This is a genomic window from Sodalis sp. RH20 (genome assembly GCF_047324205.1).
Taxonomy (GTDB): Bacteria; Pseudomonadota; Gammaproteobacteria; order Enterobacterales; family Enterobacteriaceae; genus Acerihabitans.
Genome location: NZ_CP178733.1, coordinates 1723655 through 1747624 on the forward strand (window position 1 = coordinate 1723655; position 23970 = coordinate 1747624).

Sequence of the window (23970 nt, forward strand, 5' to 3'; positions counted from 1 at the left end):
CGGGCATCATGGTTATTGATTGAATTGTAGCGTGACTCCGTCGATGCCGTCTTGCTGTTGCAGGAAAGCGACGGTGCGGCCCGCTACCCGGCGGAATTCCAGCGATACCCTGCCTTCCTCAAGGGGCAAGTCATCCACCGTCAGGCGGTCCACGCCGTCCGGCAATGCGGGACGGTTGACGCGGATCCGGCGGCGGTCGGCGTCGATTTCCAGTCCCAACGTGGCTTGCAGCAGCATGAATACCGCACCTGAAGCCCATGACTGCGGCTGGCACGCCACCGGATAGACGATGGGCTGCTCGCTTGCCGCGCGGGAAAAGCCGCAAAACAGCTCGGGCAGACGCAGGGAAAACGCCAGGGCCGCTTCGAACAGATTGCTTAATAGCGCCGCCGTGCCCTGGCGTTCGCCGTAGCGCGCCAGGCCGGCCGCGCACAAACCGACATCATGGGGCCATACCGAGCCGTTGTGATATGACATCGGATTGAAGCGGGCCGCTTCGCCGGACAGCGTGCGAATGCCCCAGCCGGTGTTGAAGGCGGGCGACAGCAGCCGGCGGATCACCTGGGATGCGCGTTGCTGGTCCGGCAGGCCGACGTACAGCAGATGGCCGGCATTGGACGCCTCCACCTGGCAGGGCCGGCCGGCGCCGTCCAACGCCAAAGCATAAAAACGGCGCTCCTGCAGCCAGAACCGCTGCTCCACGGTCTGGCGCAACCGTTCCGCCCGTTCGCGCCAGCGCCCGGCGGGTTCCGCCTCGCCCCGTCTGGCCGCCATGCTCGCCATGTCCAGCAGCGCGCGCCAGGCATAGCCCTGCACCTCCACCAGCGCGATAGGGCCTTCGGCCAGCCGTCCGTCGGCATGGGACACCGAATCATGGCTGTCTTTCCAGCCCTGGTTCGCCAGCCCGCTGCGCTCCCCGCGCTGGTAGTCGAGCAGCCCGAGCGGGCTGGCATCCAGCCTGGATTCTATCCAGGCGATGGCGGCGGTCAGCTGCGGCCAGATCCGGCTGATAAACGCCTCGTCCCCGGTGCGCTTATACCAGGCGCCGGCCAGCATGATAAACAGCGGCGTGGTATCCACTCCGCCATAATAAAACCCGAACGGCAGCTCATTGGTGGCGGTCATCTCGCCCTTGCGGGTCTCGTGCATGATCTTGCCCGGTTGGGCATCCCGGAAGGTGGACGCTTCCGCCGCCTGATGGCCGGCCAGATAGGCCAGCACGCCTTTGGCCAGGGCCGGATCGATCCAAAGCGTTTGCAGGGCGGTGATGATGGCATCGCGTCCGAACGGCGTGGAAAACCAGGGAATACCGGCATAAGGATACGGGCCGGTGGGCAAATCGCTGGTCAGCAATGCCAAATCGGCGCGCGCTTTGTCGAGCCAGGCCTGGAACAGCGGCTGGGAGCACGTCAGTTGCGCCCCCCGGCGCCGGCGCTGGCGCATCTTGCGTCTCGCCTCCACCGCGCCGCGCCGGAAACGGCCGGCGGTCGGGATATTGGCTTGCCGGCCGGCTTCCATCAGCAATTGCCAGTGGCCATGGGGCGGCAAGGGTGCCTGAAAGCGCGCCAGGCCGTCGCCCAAAGCCTCCGGCTGCGGTGAAAACGTCAGCGCGGTTTGCCGGCGAACCGCGTCCAGTCCCTGATAGGCCAGGGCGACGCCCTGTTCAATGGGCTGTTGCGCCAGCGTGCTGCCGCGCAACGGCCGCCGGGCTCCGCGAATCTCAAAGATGTCGCGAAAATCGGTAGCGAAACGCAGGCCGACCGGCAACCTCAGCGCGTATTCGCTGTAATTGCGGATGGCGATGCGCAGATACAAGCGGTTTTGCCACAAAAAGCAGGTGCGTTCGATATGCAGCGCGTTGGCGGGCAAGGTTTGGCCGTCTACCGTCAGCGGCGGGTTGGTCAGATGCGCGGTAAAGAATACGTTGTCGCGGCTGACGGTCGAGGAGAGAAACGCCGGCTGCACATTGTCGCCAATAGTCAGCCCTAGTCCGGACAAGAGGCGGGTATCATCGGTAAAGAGTCCGTCGCTCCGGCCGGTGATATCGCCGAAGTCATCGGTCACCAGAAAGCTGTCGCCTTCCTTAAGGACATACAGCGAGGGACGTTTCGCTTCCGTGTGCGGGGATTGTTCCTGCACGTCGCAGGATGAGCGGGGCTGATTTTCCATGGCGCTTACCCCGCCTTTTCCACATGCAGCAGGGCATCGCTGTTGGCGGCCGGCTGCCGCAAACGGCGGTACAATTGTATATAGCGATCGGCCATGACGTCGGCCGAAAAGCGTTGCTCGAACTCTGTCCGAACCCGGCAGCGGTCCAGCGCGTCCACGGCGCGGCAGGCGGCCACCGCCTGCGTTTCGTCTTCTACGATAAAGCCGGTGACACCCGGTTCGATCACTTCCGGCACCGAACCGCAGCGCCAGGCCACGACCGGTGTGCCGCAGGCCATCGCTTCAATCATGACCAGCCCGAACGGCTCCGGCCAGTCGATGGGGAACAGCAACGCCCGCGCCTGGCCGAGGAAATCCGCTTTCTGCCGGTCGTTGATTTCACCGATAAACTCCACGCCGCCGCCCTGCAGCAGCGGTTCAATCACCTGGCGGAAATAGTTTTTATCGGCATCATCCACCTTGGCGGCAATCTTGAGCGGAATCCCGGCCTGACGGGCGATGGCGATAGCCCGATCCGGGCGTTTTTCCGGCGAGATGCGGCCGAGGAAAGCCAGGTAGTCCCCACGGGGAGCGGCGGTGAACCTATAGCGTTCGGGATCCAGCCCATGCCATACCGTGCCGGCCCAGTTGGCGAACGGCAGCGGCTGGCGCTGCGAATCGGAAATGGATACCAGGGGATATTGCCGCCAGCGATGGAAAGCCGTGGGCAGATCGGTCATATCCAACCGGCCGTGCAACGTGGTCAGGGTCTTGGCGGCCACGGACTCGAAGAACGGGAAATGCAGCAGATCGGTATGGAAATGCAGCACATCGAACTCGCCGGCGCGCTCGCGCAACTCATCGAACATCACATAATGGGCGGCCAGATCCGATTTCAGCGGAGCGGGATCAAGACGCAGCGCCCGATCGCGGCCGGCATGCAATGGCGCCAGGGTTTGGCTGTCGCCGGAAGCAAACAGCGTGACATCGTGTCCTTTTTTGATCAATGCGTCGGTAAGATTGGCGACGATCCGTTCGGTGCCGCCATAGAGTTTGGGGGGAACCGCTTCGTACAGCGGCGCAATTTGAGCAATTTTCATTAGCTTATCTCCATACCAACAATAAGTGATGAAAGGCGCGTCAAACGCAGCGATAGCAAAAAAGAAAATAGGGTGCGTGCGCAAAATTTTCAAGTCCGCGACAGGATTTTGCCGGCCGCGGATAAAACCCTAACGCGGCCAGAGGGTTGGGATAGGATAGTGGGCGAACTGCGCGCATCCTAGCCCGGTAGCGAAAGCCCTTGGCAACATCAGGCCGGCCAATAATTCCCCCACTTTCTCTACGCCTATTTTCTGCGCCGCGCTCATTTCCCCTCTCTTTCGTGAAGCTGTTCACATATCCCTATGCGGATGCCCAAACTTACGGTGAAATTTTCGGCGTCTGGCAGAGGAAATATGAAAACAAACTGACTAACTTCGACAATGAAATGCCATTTTATTATTTGTGATTGTAAGTTTCATAAAATTGTGAGTGCGCTCACATTACTCGATGTGGCCGTAACTCCGGCGCGCCCAGGCGGGCGTTAACTCTCCCAGAAATGGTAGGTATCGCTGTGAAAATAACGTCAGTTGAGGTCTCTGTTTTTACGTATCCGACACGTCGCGTTTCTGATAGCGCGGGCCATTCGCATCCGGGTGAAGAAAGTCAGGCAAAAATGGCGTTGTTGACGCTGACCACTGACGAGGGTGACTGCGGATATTCATTCGCGCCGCCGGAAGTGGTGCGGCCACACGTGGTCAACGCTTTCTTTAGAAAAGTATTGGTGGGGCAGAATCCGTTTGACCGCGAACGGCTGTGGCAGGATCTGGCGCACTGGCAGCGCGGCAGCGCAAACCAGCTGACCGAGCGCGCGCTGTCGTTTGTTGAGCAGGCGCTCTGGGATTTAATCGGCCGTAAACTGAACATGCCGGTGCACAAACTGCTGGGCGGATTCCGGGAAAAAGTGCCGGCATACGGCAGCACCATGTGCGGTGATGAGCTGAAGGGCGGCCTTTCCACGCCGGATGAGTTCGCCCGGTTTGCCGAGAAGCTGGTGGCGCGCGGTTATCAGGCCATCAAGCTGCATACCTGGATGCCGCCGGTGGCGTTCGCGCCGGACCCGAAAATGGACATCAAAGCCTGCGCCGCCGTGCGCGAAGCCGTCGGGCCGGACATTGAACTGATGCTCGACGGCTATCACTGGTACAGCCGCAGCCAGGCGTTGACCATCGGCAAGGCGCTGGAAAAACTCAACTTTGCCTGGTTCGAAGAGCCGATGGAAGAAGAAAGCATGGCCTCCTATGCCTGGCTGGCGGAAAACCTCGCTATCGATGTGATCGGCCCGGAAAGCCTGGGCGGCAAACACCACAGCCGCGCCGACTGGGTGAAGGCGGGCGCCTGCGACATCTTACGCGCCGGAGCCAACGGCGTCGGCGGGATCTCGCCGTGTATGAAAGTCGCCGGTCTGGCTGAAGCGTTCGGCATGGACTGCGAAGTGCACGGCAACGGCGCGGCCAGCCTGGCCGTGGTCGGCGCGATCCGCAATTGCCGGTGGTACGAACGCGGCCTGTTGCATCCGTTCCTCGAATACGACGAACCCGCCGCCTACCTGAACAGTATTGTCGACCCGATGGATAAGCAGGGTTTTGTCCATCTTTCCAATCGCCCCGGTCTCGGAGAGGACATTAATTTTGACTACATAGAAACGCATACCGTCAGCCGCGACTGACCTGCGGGCAGAAAAAATACTAAACCTCTGACTCTACCCGGAAGGTACATCATGAACACTGGCACACCCCCCGGGGCGTGGTTATTCGCGCTCCTGCTGATGATGAGCTGCTGGACGGCGCAGGCGAAAACGCCGCCCGACCAGCTGATCGTCGGCATGAATATGAACAACCTGCTGACGCTCGATCCGGCAGCGATGACCGGCAATGATATCGTCGGTATCGTGGTCAACCTTTATGACCCGCTCATTGAGCTCGATCCGCAACAGCTGACGCATGTGCGTCCGGCGCTGGCGACCTCGTGGCAGGTCAACGATGCCGGCAATCTTCTGACGTTCCATCTGCGCGCAGGCGTGACATTCCACTCCGGCAATCCGGTCACCGCAGACGATGTGGTGTGGTCGATGCGCCGCATTTTGCATTTGAACCTGGCGCAGGCATCGGTATGGAAATCTTATGGATTCAGCAAAGATAACGTCGATGAAATGGTACGCGCGCCATCGCCTGATACCGTTGAAATCCAACTGCCGAAACCGAATGACCCGAAACTGGTGATCTATTCGCTGGCCGCGCTCGGCAGCGTGGTGGCGTTGGATCGTAAAACGGTGCAGGCACATGAGGTGAACGGCGATTGGGGCAACCGCTGGCTGACCACCAATGAAGCGGGTTCCGGCCCGTTTCGCCTCGACGGGTGGCAGGCCAAAGACGTGCTGAATATAAGCCGCAACCCGCAGTACTGGCGCGGAAATCCACGGCTATCCCGCGTGGTGTTCCGCCATTTTCAGGAATCGCAAACACTGCGTTTGATGATTGAAAAGGGCGACCTGGATATCGCCAATAACATGGCGGTCGCCGATGTCAACGCGCTCAGCCATGACCCGGCGCTGGTTGTCGAGCAGGTAAAGAAAGGCACGATTTATTACGTGGCGATGAGCATGAAAGATCCGCATTTCGCCAACGCGAAAGTACGCGAAGCTGTGCGTTATCTCATCGATTATCAGGGCATCGGTAAAGCGCTGATGACCGGTTACGGCATTGTGCACCAGCGGCCGATCCAGGTCGGCATGCCGGCAACCCTGCCGGATCCGGGCTACAAACTGGATATTCCGCGCGCCAAAGCGCTGCTGGCCGATGCCGGTTATCCCGACGGCTTTGATACCACGCTGCGGGTGCTGGCCGATCAGCCGTTTCTCAATATCGCGATTGCCGTACAGTCCACGCTGATGCAGGCGGGGATCCGCGCCAAAATAGTCACCGGCACCGGCAACCAGATCTACGGCGCCATGCGTGAACGCAAGTTCGCCATGCTGGTCGGGCGCGGCGGCAGCGGTGTGGAACCGCATCCGCATTCCAGCCTGCGCGCGCTGGTCTATAACCCGGATAACAGCGACGCGGCGCGTCTCACCAATTTCCAGGGCTGGCGCACGGGTTTTTACGATAAACAGCTCAATACAGACATCGACCGGGCGCTGCTGGAACGTGATCCTGAAAAACAAAAGCAGGAGTACTTTGCCATTCAGGAACGCTACGACGCCCTGATCCCGGCGCTGGTGCCGGTTTCGCAAATGATCGATTCCATCGTGGTGCGCAGGGACGTCAAAAACTATCTGCCGCATCCGTCGGCCACCACCTTTTTGCGCGATGTCTATAAAGACGAGAGCCGGCAGCCTGTGTCGCCGGGTGCGCAGCCAGCCGGAGGGAAGGGATTATGACCATGCCCATTCCGGCGCCGGTTACAAAGCAAACCGCGCGCGCGCCTTTCCCCGCGGGGCGGATCGGCAAACGCCTGCTCCAGGTCGTGGTGACGTTGTTCGGCCTGCTGCTGCTGACGTTTTTTATTGGCCGCGTAATGCCGGTGGATCCGGTGCTGGCGATTGTCGGCCCCGACGCCGACCACAGCACTTATCAACAGGTTTACCATCAGCTCGGTTTTGATAAACCGCTGTGGACACAATTCGGCATTTACCTTTCCGGCCTGGCGCACGGTGATTTGGGCAATGCGCTGCTGACCGGCAAGCCGGTGACGCGGGACATTTTGCGCGTGTTCCCGGCCACCATGGAACTGGCGACGCTGGCGATCATTCTCGGTGCCGGCGTCGGCATTCCTCTGGGCGTGCTGGCAGCGGCAAAACGCAACAGCCTTGCGGATTACGTCGTGCGGATTATCAGCCTGGCCGGCTATTCCACGCCGATATTCTGGGTCGGGATGATGGGGCTGCTGGTGTTTTACGCCTGGCTCGGTTGGGTAGGCGGCGCGGGCCGGCTGGATTTCAGCCTCGACGGACAGGTCACGCGCCACAGCGGTTTTATGCTGATCGACGCGCTGATTGCCGGCAACGGGACGGTATTTCGCGACGCGCTGAATCACCTGATCCTGCCTGCGTCGTTACTCGGCTTTCACTCGCTGGCCTATATCAGCCGCATGACGCGTAGCTTTATGCTGGCGCAGCTATCGCAGGAATTCATTATCACCGCCCGGGTGAAAGGCCTGAGCGAATGGCATGTGCTGTGGAATCACGCGTTCCGCAATATTCTGGTCCAGTTGCTGACCGTGGTTGCGCTGGCTTACGGCTCGCTGCTCGAAGGCGCGGTGCTGATTGAAACGGTTTTCTCCTGGCCGGGCTTCGGTTCGTATCTCACCAGCAGCCTGATGCTTGGCGACATGAACGCGGTGATGGGCTGCGTGCTGGTGGTCGGTGTGATTTTCGTGATGCTGAATCTGCTCTCTGACCTGCTATACCAGGTTTTTGACCCGAGGACAAAAGTATGACGATATCCCTTGATTCTGCGGCGCTCAGCGCCGGTGATGAAAAACGCCGGCGCGTGAAGCGGGCGTTGGGCCGCATCGGCAATTTTTTGTGGCGGATGGCGAGCAACCCGCTGACGGCTATCGGCGGCGCCATTGTTCTGCTGCTGATGGTTGTGGCGCTCTTCGCACCCTGGATCGCGCCGTTCCATCCGCTGGTGCAGGACCTGAATAACGCGCTCAGCCCGCCGTCGGCGGCGCATTGGTTTGGCACCGATGAGTTTGGCCGCGATATCTTCAGCCGGCTGGTTTACGGCTCGCGCATCACGCTCTATATCGTGCTGCTGGTCTCCGTCACCGTCGGGCCGCTCGGGTTGCTGCTCGGCGTCACCGCGGGTTATTTCGGCGGTAAAACGGATATGGTGCTGATGCGGGTGACGGATATTTTCATCTCCTTTCCGAGCCTGGTGCTGGCGCTGGCGTTTGTCGCCGCGCTCGGCCCGGGGCTGGAACATGTGGTGATCGCCATTACGCTCACCGCCTGGCCGCCGATTGCGCGCCTGGCCCGCGCTGAAACGCTCTCGCTGCGCCAGGCCGATTTTATCTCGGCGGTGCGTTTGCTGGGCGCATCCCCGGCGCGGGTGTTGTGGCGCCACATTGTGCCGCTGTGTCTGCCGTCGGTCATTATCCGTATCACCATGAATATGGCGGGAATTATTCTCACCGCCGCGGGCCTGGGGTTCCTCGGCCTGGGCGCGCAGCCGCCCGATCCCGAGTGGGGCGCAATGATTTCCAGTGGCCGGACGTACATGATGGAGTGTTGGTGGGTTGCGACCTTTCCCGGTCTGGCGATCATGGTTAACAGCCTGGCGTTCAACTTTTTAGGAGATGGCCTGCGTGACATCCTCGATCCCCGTAGTGAATGACGCCCCGGCGTTACTCGATGTGCGCGATCTGCACGTCAGCTTTGTCAATGGACGTCAGGAAACGCAGGCGGTGCGCGGCGTTTCCTTCCAACTCGGGCGGGAAAAACTGGCGATTGTCGGTGAATCCGGTTCGGGCAAATCCACCGTCGGACGGGCGCTGTTGCAGCTTCATCCGGCAAAAGCACGCATTACCGCTGAAAAAATGCAGTTCGGTGATATCGATTTGCTTAACGCCAGCCCGCGGCAGATGCGGCGGGTGCGCGGGAAACGCATATCGATGATTATGCAGGACCCGAAATACTCGCTCAATCCGGTACTGTGTGTCGGCGATCAGATTGCCGAAGCGTGGCGTTCGCATCACCCCTGTTCCTATCGGGAGGCGAAAAGCAAAGTGCTCAATATGCTCGATGTGGTGCGCATCCGCGATCCGCAACGTGTTTATCATCTGTATCCGCATGAGATTTCAGGCGGGCAGGGGCAGCGCATCATGATCGCCATGATGCTTATCACTGACCCGGAAATGGTGATTGCCGATGAGCCGACCTCCGCGCTGGACGTCTCGGTGCGTTTACAGGTGCTGGCGCTGCTCGACGATCTGGTGAAAACCCGTGGACTGGGACTGATTTTTATCAGCCATGACATCAATCTGGTGCGCAGCTTCTGCGACCGCGTGCTGGTGATGTATGCCGGACGCATTGTGGAGTCGATTGCCGCCACCGATCTGGATAATGCGCGGCATCCCTATACGCGCGGTTTGCTTAGCGCGCTGCCGGACATGGATAACCGTCGTTATCCGCTGCCGGTGATGCACCGTCAGGCCAGTTGGCTTACCGATTAAGGAGCCGAAATGCAAACGAAAACCATGATCGACGTGCGCAATCTGAATCTTGCGTTCGGCGAAGGCGCGAAAACCACCCAGGTACTGACGGAGGTGAATATCGATGTCCGTGAAGGAGAAATCTTCGGGCTGGTGGGGGAGTCGGGCTCCGGGAAAACCACGGTGCTGAAATGTCTCGCCGGGCTGTTTACCCATTGGCGCGGTGAGCTGGAAATCGACGGTCAGCCGCTCCAGCACCGCATTGGCCGCGACCGCTGCCGTCTGGTGCAAATGGTGTTTCAGGATCCCTATGGCTCGCTGCATCCCCGTCACACGATCGGCGATATTCTTGAGGAGCCGTTGCAAATCCACCGTATCGATCAGCGTGATCGGCGGATTAACATTATCCTGGACAAAGTCGGTCTGAACCGCGCGTTCCGCCGGCGGTATCCGCATCAGCTTTCCGGTGGCCAGCGGCAGCGTGTCGCTATCGCCCGCGCGCTGATCCTCAAGCCGCGCGTACTGCTGCTTGACGAACCGACTTCGGCGCTGGATGTGTCGGTGCAGGCGGAAATCCTCAATTTGTTGTTCGACCTGCAGAAAGAGGAAGGGCTGACCTATTTGATGGTGACGCATGATCTGGGCGTCATCGCCCACCTCTGCCAGCGTGTTGCCGTCATGCAATACGGCAAAATCCTCGAAACGCTGGAAACCGACGCGCTGCTGCGCGGCGATATTCAGCAGGATTACACCCGCGTGCTGGTCGATGCCAGCCGCAATTACAGCAGGGAAATGGCGGCAAAAGTGATGTTATAGGGACCGCACCTTCCCTTCAGCGTTCAGCGGGGTTTGGCTTGCTGGATAACATTGTCGGATTCAGGCATGTGGGGCAATTCTCTATCGCGCCGGAATGGGTCCTGGATATGGCCCTTAAAAAGCCGCTTAAAAGTAGGACCGGGATGTCTATCGGCGATACATTTGGGTTAATGCCGAGGCCAGTTCGCGCAAGCTTTTTTTGAGTTCATCATAATCACCGGGCACATGATCAAAATAGGGGCAGGTTATCACCGCCTCGGCCCGGTCGTCATGGCCCAAAACAGGAAACGAAACCGATGTCAGGCCGATTATCCGGTCGTGTTTGATCTCGGAAAATCCTTGCTCGCCGATTTGCGCTAATTGTTGATGCAGGTTGGCCCGCAGTTCCGGTCCCAGCGGGGCATGACGAATAAGGCGCAGGGCGGCCTGGTCGGAGGCCATTGCCAGGAACAACAACGCCGAGCTGGATTTGACCGCATTCAGGGTAGCCCCTGCGCGGGCGCCAATGGCGGGGGAGAATTCAGGATAAGCATGCGCCAGCACCACAAAATCATCTTCCTTCAACGAGGCTAAGTGGCAGGGCTGATTGGTTTGCCAGGAGAAATCGCGCATCAGGCGCTGGCACTGCTCGGAAAGGGCGAATTGCTGGATTGGACTGACGGCGTATTTGACTTGCACCTTATCGGTCAGATGGTAAAGCCGGGCGGCATCTTGATACAAATAGCCTTCTGCCGACAGGCACTGCACGATGCGATAAATGTGATTGAATGACAGCCCTAGTTCAGCCGCCAATTGCCCCATACTTTTCGGCGCCCCGGTTTTGGCGAAGTATTCGATAATTTTAAGTCCGCGAGTGAGGGCCGGCGCTTTGTATTCCTGGCTGGGCGTATTCATGGTGGCTTTCGGTTATCAGGCGCAAAAGGATAAATCCTACCTTAGGTAACCCCGCTGGCGCTGTCAAAAATAACTGCTGCTATCCGCGCGGGCAAGAATCGCAGCAGTAGGGCGCCGCGCCTAGCGCGGGATGATATCCGCCCGTTCGGTGGATTTTTGCGGCGTTTCGCTGCGGCGCAAATAGCGGATAACCAGCAAGGTGACCACGCCGCCGACGGCCATGCAAACGCCGAGGTAATACATAGGGGCGCTGCTGCTGCCGGTCATATCACGGATCGCCGGAACCGTATTCTGCGCAAAAAATCCGCCCAGGTTGGCCAGGGAATTGATGGCGGCCAGCCCGGCTGCCGCGGCGCTGCCGCTCAGAAAACGCGTCAGGTTCCAAAAGCACGGCTGGATGGAAAATATCGCCATTATCACCAGGGTAATCGAGAAAAAACTCAGTACGGGCGTGTTGATAAACCAGGCGCTGGCCACCAGGAACACCGCCGCGACGAACATCGGCAGCGCAATGTTGAGCACCGGGCTGGCGGTGCGACCCGGTTTCGCGGTTAGCCACCACAGCAGCAGAATCGACATCAGCCAGGGCAGCATATTAATAAAGCCATTATGCAAGTCGGATACGCCGAACCCTTTGACGATAGTGGGCATCCAGTAGCTCAAGCCGTAGGCGCCAAAGGAAATAAACCCAAGCACCAACGCCAGCAGAAGGACGCGGCGGTCGATCAACGTCTGCAATACGCCGGTTATGCGATGATCCTGATGGGCCTCGCGCTCAAGGTCGAGACGGTTGACCAGCCAGCGCTTTTCCGTTTCGTCCAGGAAGTTGGCTTTTTCAGGGGTTTCGGCTAAAAACATCACGACCGGAATAATTAACAGCACCGCCGGCACGCCGGTGCCGATAAAAATCCACTGCCAGCCGTCAAGCCCCAGTACGCCGTGCATGCTGAGCAACATCCCGTTGAGCGGGGCGCCGACCAGATTGGCAAACAGGCTGGCCATAATGAGATAGCTGACGACTTTTGGCCGATATTCAAGCGGGAACCAGCGGGTCATATAATAAAGCAAACCGGGATACAGTCCTGCCTCGGCCGCGCCGATTAAAAACCGTAAGATATAAAACATGGTGGCGCTGGTGGTAAAAGCCAGCAGAATGGTAATGATACCCCACGTGATCATGATGCGGGCAAACCAAATACGCGGACCTATTTTATGCAAAAAGATATTGCTTGGAATTTCAAAAAATAAATAACCGATAAAAAATAGCGATGCGCCCAGGCCAAAGGCGGTTTCGCTTAAGCCCAGGCTATCAACCATATGTAATTTGGCAAAACCGATATTCTGCCGGTCGATATAAGCAATAATATACATTAATAACATTAGAGGGATAATTTTGACGCTTATTTTTTTCATCAGCGCCTTTTCTTCGAGGTGGATATGACTTTCCATTTTTCAGACTCCAGGCAATAAAAGGTGAGGGCACCCAGTGAACCGCTTATTGTCTCGCAGAAGGATAGGCTTACCGCAATAAGCGGCGGCTACATAATGCCGAATTTCTCAAAGGCATCGGTGGTGCGCATACCTTGCCGTAACGCCTCCAATACGTTATTTTCGCCTTTGGCTTTCTCGAATGCGCCGTGGAACGCATCGTCCACTGCGGCGGCAGGCACCACCAGTACGCCGTCGCGGTCCCCGTAAATGACGTCGCCGGGCATCACTTTGATGCCGTCCAATTCTATCGGTACCCGCCAGTCCACCACTTTGCCGCGCGGCCCTTGATCCTGCGCATAACTGCCGAAAGACGCTACCGGAAACCGTAATTTCAGAATTTCGTTGGTATCGCGGTGAAAACCGTGAACGACCGCGCCCGCGGCGCCGCAATAAAGGGCGCGGGTCGCCATTAATCCGCCAAATTGGGCATAGCGATGGGAACCGCCGGCGCAAATGTAAACCTCGTCCTTTTGCAGGTCGTCCAGGGCCTGGAACATCAGGCCGAATGGCTGGGCGCTCAGAGGATTATGACCCTCATATTGCGTATCGAAAAAATCCGCTTCCAGTACCGGCATGGCGCGACCGAGGATCACCGCGGCGGGATCGACGGGTTTCAAGTGCGGATGTAAATACTGGTGCTGCAAACCCATGGTATCCAGGATATCGCCCACCAACGCCACGAATAATTTTTCACGCGCCAGGGCAAACAGGGCGGCATCATCAGGCCAATGGTTTTTCATCGTTCTCTCCAGTCGATTCATCATCAAGTGCAAGGGTTGGAATGGTCGCCGTCATGGCGGCCTGGGCTGAGGGTAATACGCAGGCGCTACTCGGGGTGCGGTTCCCGGTCGATATGATCGCCGGAGTGACCTACCAGGAAGTCCAGATCGGCGCCGAGATGAGCCTGCTGCACGGTCGCGATATATAAACTGGCATAGCCGCGCGTGATGGCGGGCAGCGTCGGCGTCCAGCGCTGCCGGCGCCGGGCCAGCTCATCCTCGGACACGCGCAAATGCAGGATTTTTTCCCGGGCGTTCAGCTCGATAAAATCGCCGGTCTGCACCAGGGCCAGCGTGCCGCCAATCTCCGATTCCGGGCTGACGTGCAGGACAATAGTGCCGAAAGCGGTGCCGGACATGCGTCCGTCGGAGATGCGCACCATATCCCGCACACCTTCGAGCAAAAGTTTTTTCGGCAAGCCGAAATTGCCTACCTCGGGCATTCCCGGATAGCCGCGCGGGCCGGCGCCTTTCATCACCAGGATGTCGTCTTTTTCCACCGGCAGGGTCAAATCGTTAATCACCGCGTTATAGTGTTCGATATTCTCGAATACGAACGCCCGTCCGGTATGGCACAACAGATCAGGTGAAGCGGCGGAGGGCTTGATTATTGCGCCGTCGGGGGCGAGATTGCCGCGCAACACCACGGTGCCGGCGTCTTCTTGCACCGGGGCGGCGGCATCGGCGATCACCGCATTGTTATAACTGCGGCCGCCACGGTAGTTATCCGCCAGGCACAGGCCGTTGGCCTGTATCACCTCGCCGTGCAGCCGGTGCGCCAACTGGCCGATGACCGCCGGTACCCCGCCGGCGTAATAAAAATCTTCCATCAGGTAGTCGCCCGAGGGTTTCAGGTTAGCCAGCAGCGGCACGTGTTGGCTGAGGCGATCAAAGTCATCCAGCGTCAATTCCACCCCCAGCCGTCCGGCAATGGCCAGCAGGTGCAGGATAAAATTGGTCGAGCCGCCGATCGCCGCGTTGACCACGATGGCGTTTTCAAATGCTTGCCGCGTCAGGATCTGCGATAGCCGCTGGTCTTGCTTGACCATGGCCACCATGCGCCGGCCGGCGAGGCGCGACAGGCGCCGGCGGTTGGCATCCACCGCCGGAATGGCGGCGCCCCCCGGCAGCGTCAGGCCCAGGGCCTCCACCATGCAGGCGAGGGTGGAGGCGGTGCCCATGGTGTTGCAGGCGCCGGGGCTGCGGGACATGCTGTTTTCCGCCTGATTAAACTCTTCCTGGGTGATTTTTTGCGCGCGCAAATCTTCGCTGAATTTCCACAGATCGGTGCCGGAACCCAGATCTTTGCCATGGTGTTTGCCGTTAAGCATCGGGCCGCCGCTGACCACGATGGTGGGCAGATCGACGCTGGCGGCGCCCATCAGGCAGGCGGGCGTGGTTTTATCGCAATTGACCAGCAGCACCACCCCGTCTATGGGATTGGCGCGGATCGTTTCTTCCACGTCCATGCTGGCAAGATTGCGAAATAACATGGTGGTGGGCTTCATGAGCGCTTCGCCCAGGGACATCACCGGGAATTCGAACGCGATGCCGCCGGCTTCCAGCACGCCCTGTTTTACCTGGTCGGCCAGGTCGCGCAAATGCGCATTACATGGCGTGAGCTCCGACCACGTATTACAAATGCCGATAACCGGCCGGCCGTCAAACACATCGTTTGGCAAGCCTTGGTTTTTCAACCAGCTGCGGGCGATAAAACCGGATTTATCCGTTCGTCCAAACCATTCCTGGCTTCGTCTCTTGTTCGTCATCGTTTATGCACTCTGTTTCGCGCAATGGCGCCCGTGGTTATCCGCCTATCATGACTGGTCTTTATCACGTGCCGACCTGTTATCTTGGCTTCAATGTGTTGACATAATGACGGATTCTAGGAGGCTTGCCGATCAAGTCAACGTGGGGGCGGCATCACTCTTTTTTTCGGTTTTGCGATAAAAAAGGCATTTCAGTGCGAGGGCGCATCTCGGACTTTTATATATAAAAATCCGGTGATTGTCTGAGAGGCGTTGTGCGAATAAAGAGTATTTGATTCAGAGAGTTAATCGCGTAAAGATGCATAATGATTTTTATATATAAAAGTCAAAAAATTTTCTTCTTATATTGAATTTGCGACGGAAATCACGCTTATGTGATGAGTATGATACCTGATGTCTGGTCTCCACCCGCGATCAAAGTCCGCCTTATCCTCGCGTGCGCGCGGCGCAAATAACGGCAGTCCAGTGCGGCCAAAGCGCTAGCTTATGTAAGCCGATGCCGACTGGCGCCCGGCGGCTGGCCGATGACGCGCTTGAAAGCGCGACTGAATGCAGCTTGAGAGGTGTAGCCGAGACGCTGGGCGACGGCGTCGATGGATAATCTCTCGTGAAGCAGCCATTGACTGGCAAGACGCATCCGCAGCTCCGTGGCATAGCGCAGGGGCGGCACCCCGATGGTGGCATGAAAGCGTTGGGCGAAGACAGAACGGGAGACATGAGACTCCGCGGCCAATTCTGCAACTGTCCATGCGCGGCCAGGCTGGCGATGCAGCGCCAATATGGCGCGGGCCAGGCGCGGATCACGCAATGCCGCGACAAGACCAGAGGCGTTCTCACAACCGCATTCGATCCAGCCACGCACGATCATGGCTCCCGCCACCTCAGCGAGCCGGGCCAGAATGCCGCCGAAGCCGATGCGGCCTGCGCAGATTTCACGTTTCATTGCGTCAAGAATCGCCAGCAAACCAGGATAGCGCTGCTCTTGTGTGTCAGCCACCATGACGCTTGGCATCATTTTGCCGAGTCCCTGCATGGCGCCGAGATCGAACTCCATGCAGCCGTAAAAGAGAACCGCACTGGGCGTAGCATGCGTACTGGGGCATGTGTTCACCCCGCTCACGGCCTCGCCGAGGGGCGCCGCGTCGAACATGCCGATGTCCTGAAATGAAACTTCGGCCGCGGACAGCAGTTGATGAGCCTCGCCTTGAGGCATGAACACGGCGCTACCCGCAGACAATGCATGCAATGTACCATCATCGGTGCGCAGTACGGCATTGCCGACGGCCAGGAAATGGAAGTAAGCATGTCCCGGCCTGGCATCGAAACCCAGGCCAAAGGTGGGGCCGGTCTGGATGCGACGGTACTGAACACCCTGCAGGCGCATGCCGGTCAGCAGTTCGCTGATGAGATCTGACGATAGGGCAAATTGTTCTTGTTCAGTCATTTTCGGCGTTTCGAGCAAAACATCAAGACTTAGCATCATAGATCATCCTGTGTTGCGCCGCTAGACTTGCGGCTACAACCAATAGCCAGGGATGTTCGAGATGAGTAATGACGTTTTTGATGGCCGACCCACCGCCAACACAGGCAGTGCGGCCGGCGTAGCGCCTGCGGCACCCGCGTGGATGGCCGTGTTTTCATTGGCGATGGGTGTGTTCGGGTTGCTGACGGCGGAGTATCTACCCGCCAGCCTGTTGACGCCAATGGCAGCCGATCTCGGCGTGTCGGAGGCGCTTGCCGGCCAAGCGGTGACGGTAACCGCCGTCATCGCCCTGTTTGCCGGGCTGCTGGTGCCCGGTCTGACGCGTAGGTTTGACCGGCGCGTCGTCTTGTTGGCTTTTACCGTGCTGATGATCGCCTCCAACTTGCTTGTGGCGTTGTCCTCCAGCCTGACAGTGTTACTGGTGATGCGTATTTTGCTGGGCATCGCGTTGGGCGGTTTTTGGAGCATGGCGGCAGCCGTGGCTATGCGGCTGGTGCCTGCGAAATCAGTGCCGCGGGCGCTATCCATCATCTTCAGCGGCATTGCGATCGGGACGGTGGTTTCTGTGCCGTTGGGAAGCTACCTGGGGGGACTCTATGGCTGGCGCAGTGCATTTGTGGCGGCGGCGGGTGTTGGCGGGTTAACACTTGTCTTCCAATGGTTCACGCTGCCCCGCATGACTGCGCGCAAGATGGCGCGCACCGCATCGGTTCTGGAATTGCTCCGCCGCCCAGGCATTGGGATCGGAATGATGGGCTGCGTGCTGGCTCATACGGGCCAGTATGCCTTGTTCACCTATATCCGCCCCGCGCTGGAAAGCGTGGCCCCTATTGATGCTGACGGTTTGTCTCTGATGCTTCTGGGGTTTGGTATCGCCAACTTCGTCGGCACGCTGCTGGCCGGCTGGCTGATGGAACGTAGCCTGCGCGCTACGTTGGTATTGATGCCTGCGCTGGTGGGCGTGGCGGCGTTCGGCATGATCTGGCTCCCCGTCCACGAAACAGGCCTGATGCTGTTGGTGGCTTTGTGGGGGCTGGCCTTCGGCGGCGTGCCGGTGGCATGGTCTAACTGGGTGGCGCGTGCCGTCCCCGATCAAGCGGAGACCGCGGGCGGCATGGTCGTCGCGGCGGTGCAATCGTCAATAGCCGCCGGCGCCGCAGTGGGCGGCATAGTGTTCGGTTTTAGCGGCGTCACCGGCGTCTTTATCGCCGCAGGCGCTGTGATGCTGCTCGCTGCGCTCGTGATTGCCCTGGGTGTTCGGGTGGCGTTGCCACAGCACGGTGCGACGGCCGGCCAAGTACCGCACGTTTGACCAACATAGTCTCATGGGCGGGTCAATGATGGTATCCCGGCGCTGATCGTCACCGGTTGCGGAACATATTTAACACCCACCACCGGGTGCTGGTAAACCGACGGCGCAAAATGGCCCCGTGCTATCGCTATCGCTAGCGCGACCGGGGCCGATTCAACTTTAACTATAATCCTGGCAAATGTCACAGCCCCGGGGTCGTGGCGGGAGATGGGGTCGACCCGGTGCCTGAATTGGACGCACAGCCTGACAACCCGCCAGTTATCAACGGGACATGAAGCGGCTTCACTCACCTTTGATAGCACAGGTGTCATGGAGATTGCTTTTTTTGACACAGGCCCATCAAAAATGGCAATTGATTTGCTTCCCTTCTCAGTTAATATGAATGTTATCTATGCGTTATCTGTCTTCTATATATAAAGATGTAAATCAGGCCGGCTTGATACCTTGATCAAAATGTTTATTAAAAAAATTTATGTTATTCATGAACATTATCATTGTCTCCACTGGTATTAAGTTTATAACATGTCGCTCTTCGGGTGAACCAGAAAAATGAATTCTTTTAAATCATATTATCTTGTCAATTAGAGATGACTACTGTTTAAAAAAATGTAACACCCTTCTAGGGCTTTACGGAGGACAAATGAGTGATTCCAATTCTCAAGACAACAATATAGGCCAAGAGTCCGCGACCACTTTTGACCCCGCAACTTTTGATGAATATGCTGAACTTTATGATTCTTTTTCTCTTCAACCCTATCGGACACAATTGGAAACACCCACCATAAAGTTTCATTTAGGAAAATTAAGCGGCAAGCGAATTATGGATTTCGGCTGCGGTCCGGGGTTTTATGCGCGGTGGCTGATAGATAATGGCGCTAAAGAGGTGTTTGGCTATGATATATCGAAAGGTATGCTTGATCATGCCATTTATCAAGAAAAAAAGGATGGCAAGGGTATCACATTTCTTTCCCATCTTGATGAATCATTAAATAACACTTTTGATATTGTACTATCGATCTATGTCATACCTTATATCAACAGCCTGGAAGATTTATCAACTTTGTTCATGTCTTTTGCATCCCTGCTTAAGCCCGGCGGAAAACTAATAACTCTGCCACTTCACCCTGATTTCAATACGGATCCGTTGTATTACCTCCCATTCGGCTTCAGTTTGACTGAAACAGAAGCCAGGGCTGATGGAAGCAAAGTTGGGTTGCACCTTCATAAACCGCCTTATGATATCGACCTGCAAACTTACTATTGGTCAGCTCATACTCTTGAAAGTACCTTGGCCGCGGCTGGATTTAACAATATACTATGGCGTCCGCTAATATGGGCGGAAAATACCTCCGCCGAGGATACGGCTTTTTTGCAACCTTATCAGCAGCAACCCCATGCAGCGATAATAGAATGCACGCGTGGGTAGAGAGATATAGGGGATGACAGGAAATGAAGCTATGTAATATCAAATCCAGCAAAGTGATGCGCCGCCATGGAACAGCTAACTGACCGACGATGATTTTTATAACCGCCATGGCTGGTTGAGCAGTCTTGACCATGCCATGGGAGTCGCGGAAATTCTGGCGCTTCATGATTAAGAAACTTTACTGCCCGCCCGCCCATTCTGGGCAGGCGAACATCAGCGCGGTGATAATGCGACGGTCGAGTCGTTCAACGGCAGACTCCGGCTGGGGTGCCTGAATGAGAAATGGTTCATGTCCTTGGCCGATGCGCGGTGCAAGATTGAAGCCTGGCGCGTACACTATAATCGGTACCGTCCCCATTCTGCCCTGGGCGGGATGACCCCGCCCGAGTTTGTTGAAGATGCGGCAGTGGTGGTAATCACATCAAGTTGAAGATTAAAATGACTAATCTTTTTCACCGAAGCCACGGGCAAATTCCGTTTTAAGTTCCTCCAAAAACTCATGCTCATCCTGACCGTCGCACAGCAAATCAATCGTGGTATTTCCTTTCACGCCGGCGCCTAATATACTCATCATTCCTTTAATCGGGATTTCCTTCCCGTTGTTTATCAGGGTAAGTGATGAATGATATTTTTTTACTATCTTGGCTAAACAAGCCGCCGGGCGGGCATGTAATCCCGTACTGTTTATTACTTTGACGCTTTGCCTGATCATACTATCCTCAGATGGTTTCGGTGAACCTTAAGATGCTTTACGAATATAGCGGTGACCTTTATTCATCATCAGGATTTTGGCGTAGACATCCTCTTCAACCGCATATTTTGCGCGCGCCATTACGCGGGCCAGGTTAGCCTCATTGTTATTATCAACATAGGCTTTGCCCACGGATGTAATAAACGCTTTTCGCAGGTCGCTGGCGATATTCACTTTGACAACATTGTAATTGACGAAGCTGCGCAGGATATCCTCATGAATACCTGAACCGCCATGAATAACCAGCGGCACCGGTGACACCGCGGCAATACGCTGGAGCAACGGAATATCGATACGGGGAATATCGTCCAAACCATGGACATTGCCCACCGAGACCGCGAGCAGGTCGCAGCCGGTTTGCTCGACGAACGCCTTTACTTTTTCCGGTTCGGTTTTACAGTCGGCTTCGCTGACATGATCGTCTTCTTTACCCAGAATGGCGCCGAGTTCCGCTTCAACAGGCACACCGAATAATTTGCAGAAATCAACCGCTTCACGCGTAAACGCAATATTTTCATCAAATGAAAACGCCGCGCCATCAATCATCACCGAGGTGAACCCAGCGCGCACCGCCTGTTTCACATCATCCAGCGATTTACCATGATCGAGATGCAAACTTACCGGGACATCCATTTTATCGGCATGCCGCTTAACAATTTCATAAATATAATCATAACCTGACAATTGGGCATTGGTCGGCGCGATCTGAATAAAATTAGGTAATCCCGATCGTTCAATGGCATTCAGAATAGAAATTGTGGTTTCCAGGTTCGTGGTATTAAAAGCACCCGCCAGCACTTTCTTTTCGCGAATTCGGTCGAGCAGGATCTTTCCATTAACTAATGGCATAGTATTTTCCTCATTTAGTGTTGCTAACATAGAGATAAATTTTAATTTACTAACCCAATTCCTCTCCTGGCTCATAAAATAATGCACTATTCAAGGCATTATTTTATTCAAGTTATTTGCTTAGGTACTTCGCGCCACCTAGGCTTATTCAGCAATAACACCTTCCTGTTGAAGCTTGAAGCGATAAAACTCCTGCCAGCGTAATTGATAACCTTGCAGCGCCCGGTATCGCCGCATATTGGGAAGATAGCGCGCGGCGACGGTCACCTCCGGCGGCGCCAGCGTCGGACAGGCGGTGAGCAGCGCCCCTACCGAGACGGCTTCATCAAATGCAATGGCGTCCACCGGGCGCTGCAAAATATCAGCTTTTAATTGCAACCAGAGCGGATTGCCTGTAGCCGGTCCAATCACCTTCAGCGTTTGCCCCGCAGGGACACCAAAGCAGGCAAAGCAGTTGGCGAATTCCATCGCCAGCCCCAGCGAAATACCAGCGACCAGCGTATCGATGGACAGACTGTCGCCCAGGCCATACAGCAGTCCCCGGGTATGACGGTTCTTATGCGGGGACCCCGAGCCGCGCAAATGGGGGATAAATACCGGCACATCCTCTAGTGTCCACATCTCGTCCAGATAATGCCGGTAGCCGCGCTCCAGGGCAGCTTCGATTTCGCCGAAGGTAAAACGAAAGGTGTTGCTCAGCCATTCCAGGGCAAAACCGCCGACCGGCAAAGAGGCGAACAGGGTATAAAGATCCGGCAACGAATAACGGCCATTGGCCAGTTTGTCCCGGCTTGCCTGTACGCTCAAGGCGGGGCGGGAGTTGAGCAGCAAAATGCCCTCTGTCGTCCCCGTTGAGTTCAATATTTCCCCCGTCTTCATTTGCAGGGCCCGGGCGCCCACCATGTGGTCGTGTCCGGCTAGCGTGACGCTGACGTGTTCGCAGAAACCCAGATCGCGGCCCAGTTCGGGAGCGACCCAGCCCGCAACTTCCCCCGGCGTCAGCAGCGGCGCAAAGGCGGCAAACGGCAGTTGCATAATATCGGCTGCTTCCCGCGACCAGGCGCCGTGGCTGACATCGAGGCAAAGTGTGCGGCTGGCGAGCGTGATCTCGGTGCGTCGTTGTCCGGTTAGCCGCCACAGCAGTAACTCGGGGGCATGCAGCCAGCAGATGTCTTCCCGTCCGTGTAAATGATAGCGATCCAGCAACCAGCGCATTTTGAAAGCGGAGTAGTTACTGTGCGGAGGTAACCCGGTGATGGCATACAGCCTTGCGCTTTCCACCTCGCTCAGCGCCGCCAGATATTCTTCGCCGCGGCGATCATACCAAGCCAGCATCGGCGTCAGGATTTCTCCCTTATCATCAATGAACACACCGGATTCGCCAAAGCTGGCAATACTGATGCGTCCCACCGGCAGCGATGATTCCGCCGCCAGGCCGGACATTGCCGCCTTAATCTCCAGCCACAGCTGGTCGACGTCAAAATCAACCGCGCCCTGCGTCGATATCAGTTTGGGAGTAACAAATTTTCTGGCCCCCAGCCGCGTGGCATCCTGGCAGGAAAAACAGGTGACTTTACAATTGGTGGTACCGATATCAATGACGATAGCCGCGCTGGAATCAGGCATATACGTTTCTCCGCGTCATTCGGAACACCCCATATAGCACCAGGCCGATTACCGGCACCAAACCGATAGCGATAATGTTGCCGTTAAAGATTTCAAGCAGCCAGAAGCGGAATGGGTTGCCGCCATCCAGGAAACTGGAAACCTGCCCGCTAGAGCCATCAGCAAATTTAAAGTTGACGTCTTTCGCCATAGTGGTGATAAACGGCGCGATTTTGGTGGCAATCCACAGGTCCGCGGCAATGACCGGAATCGCCCCCAGCAGGGTGCGGAAAATGTTGCCGCGGCAGGCCAGCGCAATCATTGACGCCATCACCGCCAGATTCGCCAAATCCCCGAGCGGCAGCACTTTATTTCCCGGCAGAACAAAAGCGATGAAAACCGAAATGGGCGTCAGCAACAGCGCCGTTGAGATAATTGCCGGGTTACCTACCGCCACCGCGATATCCAGCCCGATGTATAAATCATCGCGCCCCGGATATTTGGCGTTGAGGTATTTTTTGATGGCCTCTGACAGCGGCAACAGGCCTTCCATCAGGATGCGGACCATACGCGGCAGAATAAACATTACCCCGCCGATACTGATACCCAATAACAGGATATGTTTGAAATCATAACCGGCGATAACGCCCAGCAGCACGCCAAGGATGGTGCCCACCATCATCGGTTCACCGAAAATGCCGAGCTTCTTCTGCACAGTTTCCGGATCGATATGAATACGGTTAAGCCCCGGGATTTTTTCGATGATTTTGTCCACCAACAGCCCTATTGGGAAGAACACCACCGCGGATAGCGTCGGTAATGAAATACCCTCCAGACCGAAATACTTCTGCACCATCGGCGCAGACCAGTCCGCCAGTTTGAGTACCACCACCGCGGCGATGCCGGCGGCCAGCAGACCAAACACGAAACTGCCCGTACTGTAATAAACCAGGGTACCGGCCAAGGCGAAGTGCCAGTAATTCCACATATCCACATCGACGGTACGCGTCTTGTTAAGCGCCAGCATCGCCACGTTAATCAGGATGGTCAGCGGGATCACGAAAGGCGCGATCGGCGATCCCCAGGTAATGGCGGACAGCGGCGGCCAGCCAAGATCCACTACCGGCAGGTTGATACCGGTACGTTCCACCATGGCCTGGGCCGCGGGTCCCACGTTGCTGGTCAAAATATCAAAAATGGCATAGATTCCCACGAAGCCGATACCGACAGTGAGGGATGAACGCAGCGCTTTGGCCGGTCTTACTTTAAAGAACAAAGCAAGAATAAATAATACCAGCGGCAATAATACCGTCGGGCCAAAACCCAGGATATATTGCACGACCGTATATAGGGTATGGGCTATTTCATTCATGGCAAACCCCTGTTGCAGACG

General features: G+C 56.9%; 19 protein-coding genes and 1 pseudogene. 9 read left to right on the forward strand and 11 right to left on the reverse strand.

Annotation, left to right across the window (positions count from 1 at the left end; all coding sequences use genetic code 11):
* Positions 1–12: 12 nt before the first annotated feature.
* A complete protein-coding gene (locus tag ACL2XM_RS08045) occupies positions 13–2169 on the reverse strand; it encodes a glycogen debranching N-terminal domain-containing protein (protein WP_413732692.1) in 2157 nt (718 codons plus the stop codon).
* 5 nt (positions 2170–2174) lie between these two features.
* Positions 2175–3248 carry a glycosyltransferase family 4 protein gene (locus tag ACL2XM_RS08050; protein WP_413732693.1) on the reverse strand — a complete coding sequence of 358 codons (1074 nt, stop codon included), beginning with the start codon at positions 3246–3248 and terminating at the stop codon, positions 2175–2177.
* Positions 3249–3760: 512 nt separating this feature from the next.
* Between ACL2XM_RS08050 and ACL2XM_RS08055 the strand changes: the two genes are divergently transcribed.
* The 6 genes from ACL2XM_RS08055 to ACL2XM_RS08080 are packed head-to-tail and all read left to right on the forward strand — an operon-like array spanning position 3761 to position 10218.
* Positions 3761–4915 (forward strand): mandelate racemase family protein, encoded by a 1155-nt coding sequence (locus ACL2XM_RS08055; RefSeq protein WP_413730353.1) that lies wholly within the window; start codon positions 3761–3763, stop codon positions 4913–4915.
* A 51-nt stretch (positions 4916–4966) separates the two neighbouring features.
* Positions 4967–6625 (forward strand): ABC transporter substrate-binding protein, encoded by a 1659-nt coding sequence (locus ACL2XM_RS08060; RefSeq protein WP_413732694.1) that lies wholly within the window; start codon positions 4967–4969, stop codon positions 6623–6625.
* Between the two features lie 2 nt (positions 6626–6627).
* Positions 6628–7683: an ABC transporter permease gene (locus tag ACL2XM_RS08065; protein WP_413733207.1), complete on the forward strand. Its 1056-nt coding sequence runs from the start codon at positions 6628–6630 to the stop codon at positions 7681–7683.
* Positions 7680–8585 (forward strand): ABC transporter permease, encoded by a 906-nt coding sequence (locus ACL2XM_RS08070; RefSeq protein WP_413732695.1) that lies wholly within the window; start codon positions 7680–7682, stop codon positions 8583–8585. Before ACL2XM_RS08065 ends, ACL2XM_RS08070 begins: the two co-directional genes overlap by 4 nt.
* Positions 8557–9423 (forward strand): ABC transporter ATP-binding protein, encoded by an 867-nt coding sequence (locus tag ACL2XM_RS08075; RefSeq protein WP_413732696.1) that lies wholly within the window; start codon positions 8557–8559, stop codon positions 9421–9423. Before ACL2XM_RS08070 ends, ACL2XM_RS08075 begins: the two co-directional genes overlap by 29 nt.
* Before the next feature lie 24 nt (positions 9424–9447).
* Positions 9448–10218 (forward strand): ABC transporter ATP-binding protein, encoded by a 771-nt coding sequence (locus ACL2XM_RS08080; RefSeq protein WP_413733208.1) that lies wholly within the window; start codon positions 9448–9450, stop codon positions 10216–10218.
* Between the two features lie 147 nt (positions 10219–10365).
* On the opposite strand, the gene ACL2XM_RS08085 is transcribed toward ACL2XM_RS08080, so the two are convergent.
* The 5 genes from ACL2XM_RS08085 to ACL2XM_RS08105 form a co-directional block, all read right to left on the reverse strand.
* Positions 10366–11112 carry an IclR family transcriptional regulator gene (locus ACL2XM_RS08085; protein ID WP_413732697.1) on the reverse strand — a complete coding sequence of 249 codons (747 nt, stop codon included), beginning with the start codon at positions 11110–11112 and terminating at the stop codon, positions 10366–10368.
* A 120-nt stretch (positions 11113–11232) separates the two neighbouring features.
* Complete coding sequence (locus ACL2XM_RS08090; RefSeq protein WP_410014817.1) at positions 11233–12561, reverse strand: MFS transporter; 1329 nt, start codon at positions 12559–12561, stop codon at positions 11233–11235.
* A gap of 89 nt (positions 12562–12650) precedes the next feature.
* The gene (locus tag ACL2XM_RS08095) at positions 12651–13343 is read right to left on the reverse strand and encodes an RraA family protein (protein ID WP_410014818.1); all 693 of its coding nucleotides are present in this window, start codon (positions 13341–13343) and stop codon (positions 12651–12653) included.
* A gap of 86 nt (positions 13344–13429) precedes the next feature.
* Positions 13430–15151 carry an IlvD/Edd family dehydratase gene (locus ACL2XM_RS08100; protein WP_413730358.1) on the reverse strand — a complete coding sequence of 574 codons (1722 nt, stop codon included), beginning with the start codon at positions 15149–15151 and terminating at the stop codon, positions 13430–13432.
* A 484-nt stretch (positions 15152–15635) separates the two neighbouring features.
* On the reverse strand, positions 15636–16634 hold the full coding sequence (locus ACL2XM_RS08105) for an AraC family transcriptional regulator (RefSeq protein WP_413732698.1): 999 nt from the start codon (positions 16632–16634) through the stop codon (positions 15636–15638).
* Between the two features lie 142 nt (positions 16635–16776).
* Between ACL2XM_RS08105 and ACL2XM_RS08110 the strand changes: the two genes are divergently transcribed.
* From ACL2XM_RS08110 to ACL2XM_RS08120, 3 genes and pseudogenes are all read left to right on the forward strand, one after another.
* Positions 16777–17946 carry an MFS transporter gene (locus tag ACL2XM_RS08110; protein ID WP_413733209.1) on the forward strand — a complete coding sequence of 390 codons (1170 nt, stop codon included), beginning with the start codon at positions 16777–16779 and terminating at the stop codon, positions 17944–17946.
* Between the two features lie 640 nt (positions 17947–18586).
* Complete coding sequence (locus ACL2XM_RS08115; protein WP_410014821.1) at positions 18587–19372, forward strand: class I SAM-dependent methyltransferase; 786 nt, start codon at positions 18587–18589, stop codon at positions 19370–19372.
* Positions 19373–19595: 223 nt separating this feature from the next.
* Positions 19596–19802: pseudogene (locus ACL2XM_RS08120) on the forward strand (integrase core domain-containing protein); the annotation flags it as partial.
* 12 nt (positions 19803–19814) lie between these two features.
* On the opposite strand, the gene ACL2XM_RS08125 reads toward ACL2XM_RS08120, so the two are convergent.
* The 4 genes from ACL2XM_RS08125 to ACL2XM_RS08140 form a co-directional block, all read right to left on the reverse strand.
* The gene (locus ACL2XM_RS08125; protein ID WP_410014822.1) at positions 19815–20084 is read right to left on the reverse strand and encodes an HPr family phosphocarrier protein; all 270 of its coding nucleotides are present in this window, start codon (positions 20082–20084) and stop codon (positions 19815–19817) included.
* A gap of 27 nt (positions 20085–20111) precedes the next feature.
* On the reverse strand, positions 20112–20972 hold the full coding sequence (locus tag ACL2XM_RS08130) for a class II aldolase (RefSeq protein WP_410014823.1): 861 nt from the start codon (positions 20970–20972) through the stop codon (positions 20112–20114).
* Positions 20973–21116: 144 nt separating this feature from the next.
* A complete protein-coding gene (locus tag ACL2XM_RS08135; protein WP_410014824.1) occupies positions 21117–22598 on the reverse strand; it encodes an FGGY-family carbohydrate kinase in 1482 nt (493 codons plus the stop codon).
* Positions 22591–23949, reverse strand: coding sequence for a PTS galactitol transporter subunit IIC (locus ACL2XM_RS08140; protein WP_410014825.1), 1359 nt, complete (start codon positions 23947–23949; stop codon positions 22591–22593). Before ACL2XM_RS08140 ends, ACL2XM_RS08135 begins: the two co-directional genes overlap by 8 nt.
* Positions 23950–23970: the final 21 nt, after the last annotated feature.

Bases quoted from the DNA above. Each gene is read 5' to 3' on its own strand.
- ACL2XM_RS08045 (WP_413732692.1), bottom strand. From the start codon at position 2,169: ATGGAAAATCAGCCCCGCTCATCCTGCGACGTGCAGGAACAATCCCCG.
- ACL2XM_RS08050 (WP_413732693.1), bottom strand. From the start codon at position 3,248: ATGAAAATTGCTCAAATTGCGCCGCTGTACGAAGCGGTTCCCCCCAAA.
- ACL2XM_RS08060 (WP_413732694.1), top strand. From the start codon at position 4,967: ATGAACACTGGCACACCCCCCGGGGCGTGGTTATTCGCGCTCCTGCTG.
- ACL2XM_RS08065 (WP_413733207.1), top strand. From the start codon at position 6,628: ATGCCCATTCCGGCGCCGGTTACAAAGCAAACCGCGCGCGCGCCTTTC.
- ACL2XM_RS08070 (WP_413732695.1), top strand. From the start codon at position 7,680: ATGACGATATCCCTTGATTCTGCGGCGCTCAGCGCCGGTGATGAAAAA.
- ACL2XM_RS08080 (WP_413733208.1), top strand. From the start codon at position 9,448: ATGATCGACGTGCGCAATCTGAATCTTGCGTTCGGCGAAGGCGCGAAA.
- ACL2XM_RS08085 (WP_413732697.1), bottom strand. From the start codon at position 11,112: ATGAATACGCCCAGCCAGGAATACAAAGCGCCGGCCCTCACTCGCGGA.
- ACL2XM_RS08090 (WP_410014817.1), bottom strand. From the start codon at position 12,561: ATGGAAAGTCATATCCACCTCGAAGAAAAGGCGCTGATGAAAAAAATA.
- ACL2XM_RS08095 (WP_410014818.1), bottom strand. From the start codon at position 13,343: ATGAAAAACCATTGGCCTGATGATGCCGCCCTGTTTGCCCTGGCGCGT.
- ACL2XM_RS08100 (WP_413730358.1), bottom strand. From the start codon at position 15,151: ATGACGAACAAGAGACGAAGCCAGGAATGGTTTGGACGAACGGATAAA.
- ACL2XM_RS08105 (WP_413732698.1), bottom strand. From the start codon at position 16,634: ATGATGCTAAGTCTTGATGTTTTGCTCGAAACGCCGAAAATGACTGAA.
- ACL2XM_RS08110 (WP_413733209.1), top strand. From the start codon at position 16,777: ATGGCCGTGTTTTCATTGGCGATGGGTGTGTTCGGGTTGCTGACGGCG.
- ACL2XM_RS08115 (WP_410014821.1), top strand. From the start codon at position 18,587: ATGAGTGATTCCAATTCTCAAGACAACAATATAGGCCAAGAGTCCGCG.
- ACL2XM_RS08125 (WP_410014822.1), bottom strand. From the start codon at position 20,084: ATGATCAGGCAAAGCGTCAAAGTAATAAACAGTACGGGATTACATGCC.
- ACL2XM_RS08130 (WP_410014823.1), bottom strand. From the start codon at position 20,972: ATGCCATTAGTTAATGGAAAGATCCTGCTCGACCGAATTCGCGAAAAG.
- ACL2XM_RS08135 (WP_410014824.1), bottom strand. From the start codon at position 22,598: ATGCCTGATTCCAGCGCGGCTATCGTCATTGATATCGGTACCACCAAT.
- ACL2XM_RS08140 (WP_410014825.1), bottom strand. From the start codon at position 23,949: ATGAATGAAATAGCCCATACCCTATATACGGTCGTGCAATATATCCTG.